Genomic DNA, 5,628 nt, shown 5'->3' with positions numbered 1-5,628 from the left:
CGTCATCGACGCCACCGCGATCGGACTACCCGCCGCCACCAACGTCGACGGCTACGTCCGACGCGACGCCACCCACTACCTGCTGTCCTTCTCCACCCCCACCACCACCGTGCCCACCCTGGGCACCACCCAGGACGAAGACATCATCGCCAACAACGCCGGCACCTGGACCACCCTCTTCGACGGCACCAGCCACGGCCTGACCAGCGACAACCTCGACACCGACGCCTTCGACACCCCCTGACACCACCCGACGATCCCGAGCTGACCGGCCCGCGACCCCTCCGGTGCGCGGGCCGGTCCCCCGGGGAGGAAGGCCCACCCGTGACCGTCGACACCCGACCCGAGGTCGGCACCGAAACGTCCGTGCGCCGGCCGCGCCGTGGCCGTCGGGTCGCGGCGCTCGTCGCCGTGCTGCTGGTGGTCGGGGGCGGCGTCGGGTGGCGCCTCTCCGACCAGCAGCCGACCGTCGACGTCCGCGCCGCGACCACGGTGGTCACTGTGGACGAGCTCGCGGCCCGGTTCGGCATCCGGGTCGACCTCATCGCCGTGACCGCGGCCGGGGGCCTGATCGAGTTCCGGTACCAGGTGGTGGACCCCGACAAGGCCGTCGCCATGATCCACGACGCCTCGGTGCATCCCGTCCTGGTGGTCGAGGACACCGGGCAGACGCTCGTGCTCGCGTCCCCGCACCGGCACAGCTCCGACATGCAGCTGGGCGGCACGTACTTCTTCCTCATCGCAAACGCTCACAACGCCCTGCACGACGGGTCGTCGGTCACGCTGGTGATGGGAGACACCCGGCTCGAGCACCTCGCGGTCGAGGGATGACACCGACCCCGCTCCGGGCAGCGCGGCACCTGACGTCGATCCTGGTCGCGGCGCTCGTCGTCCTGCTGCTCGGGGCGTCACCGGCCGCCGCGCACTCCGAGCTCGAGCGCTCCGACCCGCCCGCCGGGGGGACGGTCGCAATCGGGCGGACCGAGCTGACGCTGTGGTTCACCGAGGCGGTCGACGCACGGTCCAGCCGCGTGACCCTGCGGACGATCGACGGGGTCGACGTGCCGGTGACAGTGTCGACGTCCGGGTCCGTGCTCGGGATCGTCGCACCGCGCCTGGCCCGCGCGACCTACGTGCTCGACTGGCGGACGCTGTCGCTCGACGACGGCCATCTCTCCAGCGGGTCGGTGGTGTTCGGCGCCGGCGTCCGGCCCAGCGTGGTGCCGAGCGCCGGCGCCGGGCTCCCGGCGGCGCCGGGGCTCTCGCTGCGCTGGCTGGACCTGTGCGCGATCATGCTCGTGATCGGCGCGCTGGCGGTGTCGGGGAGGGTCCTGCGGTCCACCGGCGAGCGGGGCGCCGGCACCCGGCGCGCGGCCCGGGGGCTCGCCGCGGCGGGGGCCGCGGTGGCCGTGCTCTCGGGCGCAGTGACCCCCGTGCTGCTGCTCGCGCACGGCGCCGGCGACTCCACCGGCTTCCGCCTCGGGGCCGCCCGGGACCTGCTGGTCGGGACCCCGTGGGGTCACCTCTGGCTGGCTCGGGAGCTCGCGCTCGTGGTCGCCGCCGTCGCGCTGTGGCGGTGGGCGGGAACGCGAGACGGGTCCCCGCGGGCAGTCCGGGTGGCCGTCGTGGCAATGGCGGCCGTGGTGGGCCTCGAGGCCGTGGCGGGGCACGCCGCCACGCTCCCGGTCCGCTCCGTCCCGGCGGCGGTCGCCTCGGCGGGACACCTCGTCGCGGCCGGCGTCTGGGCCGGCGGCCTGGCCGTGCTGGCCGTCTGCCTGGTGCCGCTGATGCGCCGGGACACCGTCGCGAGGGGCGCGCTCGTGGCCTCGGCGTTCCGGGCGTTCAGCCCGGTCGCGGCGGTCGCCGCCGGGGTCCTAGTGGCTACCGGCCTCTACGAGGCGGGCCGGCACGTCCCCAGCCTCGGGTCGGTGCCGACGACCGTCTACGGGGGCGCGGTCGCGGTCAAGGTGGCACTGCTCGCCGCCGCGCTGGCGCTGGCGGGGGTCAACACGATGCTGGTGAACCCCGACCTTGCCGCACCCGTCGGCCGGGCCTTGCGCCGCCCCACCGGCTGGACCCCGGTCCCCCCGCGCCGGTTCCCCGTCCTGGTGGCTGCCGAGGTGCTGGTCCTGGTCGCGGCGGTCGGCGCGGCGGCCGTGCTCACGTCGGTGCCGACGTCGCGCGAGGTCGCCTCGGCCACCCGTGAGACCACCGTGCACGCCGCCAACACCGACGGGCTGTTCGTCACGTTCGAGCTGGTGCCCGCCGGTTCGACCACCAGCCGGCTCGTCGTGCGACTGCGTTCGACCCTCAAGCCCGAGCCCGCCCCGGTCAGCGCGGTCGAGGTGCTGCTCGAGGGACCGGGCGGAGCGACCCGCGCCGTGCTCGACCCCGTCGAGCCGGGCCGATACGAGGCCGAGACCACCGCCCCGACGCCGGGCGACTGGACGGCCGTCGTCGCCGTGCAGCGCGGCGACCTCCCGATCACGGTGACCCAGGTGCCGTGGACGGTCGCCGAGCCGGCGCCGGACAGCGCGGGACCGCTCGAGCTCGTGACGACCGGCCTGGCGCTCCTGCTGCTCGTCGGCACGGCCGGCGCGGTCGTCCGTGCGCGGCGACGGATGGACCTCGACGCGCCGACCGGTTCGGAGCCGCTCGTCGACTCGAGCTCCGGAGGTACGCGATGAGGCGCGTCGCCGCGGTCGTCGCGGTCCTGCTCGCGCTCGTCCTGGAACCCACCGCGGCCCCGGCGGTGGTGCCGGGGACGGGCGGGATGACCTCCGTGGTGGTCACCCTGCGGGCCCGGGCCGACCTGTCCGACGTCCGCGGCGCCACCCGCGCGGCACGCCTGCGCACCGTGGTCGCCGCGCTGCAGGCCCGCGCCACCACCGCGCAGGCGCCCATCCGGAGCATGCTCCGCACGCGCGCGGCCCAGGGCGAGGTCGCCGACGTGACCCCGCTGTGGATCGTCGACGCCCTCTCGGTCACCGCGACGCCCGCCGTGATCGCCGCCCTTGCCGCGCGCCCCGACGTCGCGACCGTTACTCCCGACCAGATCGTGGTGGTCCCCGCCGCCGGACCGCCGGAGCCCAACGTCGCCGCCGTCCACGCCCCGGCCCTGTGGGACCTCGGGCAGACCGGCCAGGGCGTCGTGGTCGCCACCCTGGACAGCGGGGTCGACCTCGCGCACCCCGACCTCGCGGGGCGGTGGCGCGGCGGGACCAACAGCTGGTTCGACCCGTACGGCGAGCACCCCACCACGCCCACGGACGTCACCGGCCACGGCACCGCGACGACCGGCGTGATCCTGGCCGGCGACGCGGGCGGGTCCTCGATCGGCATGGCCCCCGGCGCCACCTGGATCGCGGCCCGGATCTTCAACGACCGCGGCGCCGCCACCTCGACGGCGCTGCACCAGGCATTCCAGTGGCTGCTCGACCCGGACCACGACCCGAGCACGGCCGACGCCCCGCAGGTGGTCAACGGCTCCTGGTCGATCGGCGCGGGACCCGGCTGCGACCTCTCCTTCCAGCCCGACGTCCAGGCCCTGCGCGCGGCCGGCATCCTGCCGGTGTTCGCCGCCGGCAACTTCGGCCCCGGCGACTCGAGCAGCGTCAGCCCCGCCAACTATCCGGAGTCGCTCGCGGTCGGCGCGGTCAGCGGGGACGACCTCGTCTACTCGGCCGGCAGCCGCGGACCGTCGACGTGCGGCGGCCGGGCGTCGGCCTTCCCGGACCTGGTCGCCCCGGGCGTCGACGTGCTCACCACCGACCGGTACGGCCTCTACCAGCTCGCCACCGGGACCTCGATGTCGGCCCCGCACGCGGCGGGGGCGCTCGCGCTGCTGCTCGGGGCGATACCGGGGCTCCCGGTCGAGCAGCAGCGTGCCGCCCTGACCGCGACCGCCGTCGACCTCGGGCCCGCCGGGTCGGACCCGACCTACGGCGCCGGACGGCTCGACGTGGCGGCCGCGTACCAGTGGCTGCTGATCCAGCCGGACTTCACCGTCGGGATCGACCCGGCCGCGACGAGCGCGGACCGCGGCTCCACCGCCACCGCCATGGTCCAGGTCGCCCCGGTGAATGGGTTCGACGACGACGTCACGCTCGCCCTGTCCGGGCTGACAGGCGCAGAGGCCTCCTGGACGTTCACCCCGCCGGTCCTGGGGGGTGGATCGGGCAGCTCCGAGCTGTCCGTCAGCCTGTCGCCGACGCTGCCGCCGGGTGCGTACCCGCTCGTGGTCTCGGCCACGAGTGGCGCGACCACCAAGACCACCACGCTCGCGCTCACCGCCACGATCCCGCCCGGCAGCGACGTCACCGGTCCCGCGACGAGCGCCCTCACGCTGACCGGATCGCCGACCAACGGCTCGGTGGACGTCACCCTCCACGCCGTCGTCGACGACGCGGCGACCGGCGGCTCCGCGGTCACCGACGCCGAGTACTACCTCGACAACGTCGGCGCCGACGGCACCGGAGCGGCCGTCGTGGTGGGTCCGGCCGGGTCGGTCGACGCGACGATCCCCGTGGGGGCGTTGGCGAACGGGTCGCACACGATCTCGGTGCACGGCCGGGACGCGGCCGGGAACTGGGGACCGTACGCCACCGGGACCCTGGTCGTGGACAAGGTCCGCCCCGTGATCTCCGCCCTGAGCGCCACCCCGAACCCCACCCTCGGCGCCACCACCATCACCCTGACCGGCACCGCCACCGACACCTCCACCCTGACCCGCGCCGAATGGTTCCGCGGCACCGACCCCGGCCTCGGCCTGGCCACCCCCATGACCCTGACCGGCACCGGCCCCTCCACCCTGACCACCAGCATCGMCGTGACCACCTGGAACGAGGGCGCCTACCCCCTGAACGTGCGCACCCGCGACGCCGCCGGGAACTGGTCCACCACCGCCACCACCACCGTGAACGTGCGCACCCCCGTCGTGCTGTCCACCCTCGGGAACACCAACCCCCCCGGGGTCACCGGCACCGCCGACGACGCCGACCTGTACACCTGGTCCGGCACCACCTACACCCGCACCCGAGACGTCACCGCCACCCTGGCCCTGCCGACCGGCGCGAACGTGGACGGCCTCGACTGGGTCGACGCCACCCACTTCTACCTGTCCTTCGCCGGCGACGTCACCGTGCCCACCCTGGGCACCGTCCAGGACGAAGACGTCGTCTACTACAACGCCGGCACCTGGTCCGTGTTCTTCAACGGCACCGCCCACGGCCTGACCGTGGCCAACCTCGACCTGGACGCCATCAGCATCGTCGGCACCACCGTGTACTTCTCCACCCTCGGCAACACCAACCCCCCCGGCGTGACCGGCACCGCCGACGACGCCGACATCTACTCCTGGAACGGCACCAGCTACGCCCGCGTCATCGACGCCACCGCGATCGGACTACCCGCCGCCACCAACGTCGACGGCTACGTCCGACGCGACGCCACCCACTACCTGCTGTCCTTCTCCACCCCCACCACCACCGTGCCCACCCTGGGCACCACCCAGGACGAAGACATCATCGCCAACAACGCCGGCACCTGGACCACCCTCTTCGACGGCACCAGCCACGGCCTGACCAGCGACAACCTCGACACCGACGCCTTCGACACCCCCTGACAACA

Annotated in this window: 4 protein-coding genes; all 4 read left to right on the top strand. The window is 74.7% G+C overall.

All coding sequences use genetic code 11. The features are described 5' to 3' along the window. A partial coding sequence (locus AC1DT4_RS20095) for a hypothetical protein (protein WP_477091523.1) occupies positions 1-244 on the top strand: 244 nt, incomplete at its 5' end. An 80-nt stretch (positions 245-324) separates the two neighbouring features. Further along, the gene (locus AC1DT4_RS20090; protein ID WP_477091522.1) at positions 325-831 is read left to right on the top strand and encodes a hypothetical protein; all 507 of its coding nucleotides are present in this window, start codon (positions 325-327) and stop codon (positions 829-831) included. Continuing rightward, complete coding sequence (locus AC1DT4_RS20085; RefSeq protein ID WP_477091521.1) at positions 828-2,687, top strand: copper resistance CopC/CopD family protein; 1,860 nt, start codon at positions 828-830, stop codon at positions 2,685-2,687. Before AC1DT4_RS20090 ends, AC1DT4_RS20085 begins: the two co-directional genes overlap by 4 nt. Next, the gene (locus tag AC1DT4_RS20080) at positions 2,684-5,623 is read left to right on the top strand and encodes a S8 family serine peptidase (protein ID WP_477091520.1); all 2,940 of its coding nucleotides are present in this window, start codon (positions 2,684-2,686) and stop codon (positions 5,621-5,623) included. The genes AC1DT4_RS20085 and AC1DT4_RS20080 overlap by 4 nt, the downstream gene beginning before the upstream one ends. Positions 5,624-5,628: the final 5 nt, after the last annotated feature.

It is taken from the genome of Cellulomonas sp. P4_D11 (assembly GCF_056401915.1).
This window is presented reverse-complemented; position numbering and strand designations above follow the sequence as displayed.

Excerpts from the sequence above, each read along its gene's own strand:
- AC1DT4_RS20085 (WP_477091521.1), top strand. The coding sequence starts at position 828 with ATGACACCGACCCCGCTCCGGGCAGCGCGGCACCTGACGTCGATCCTG.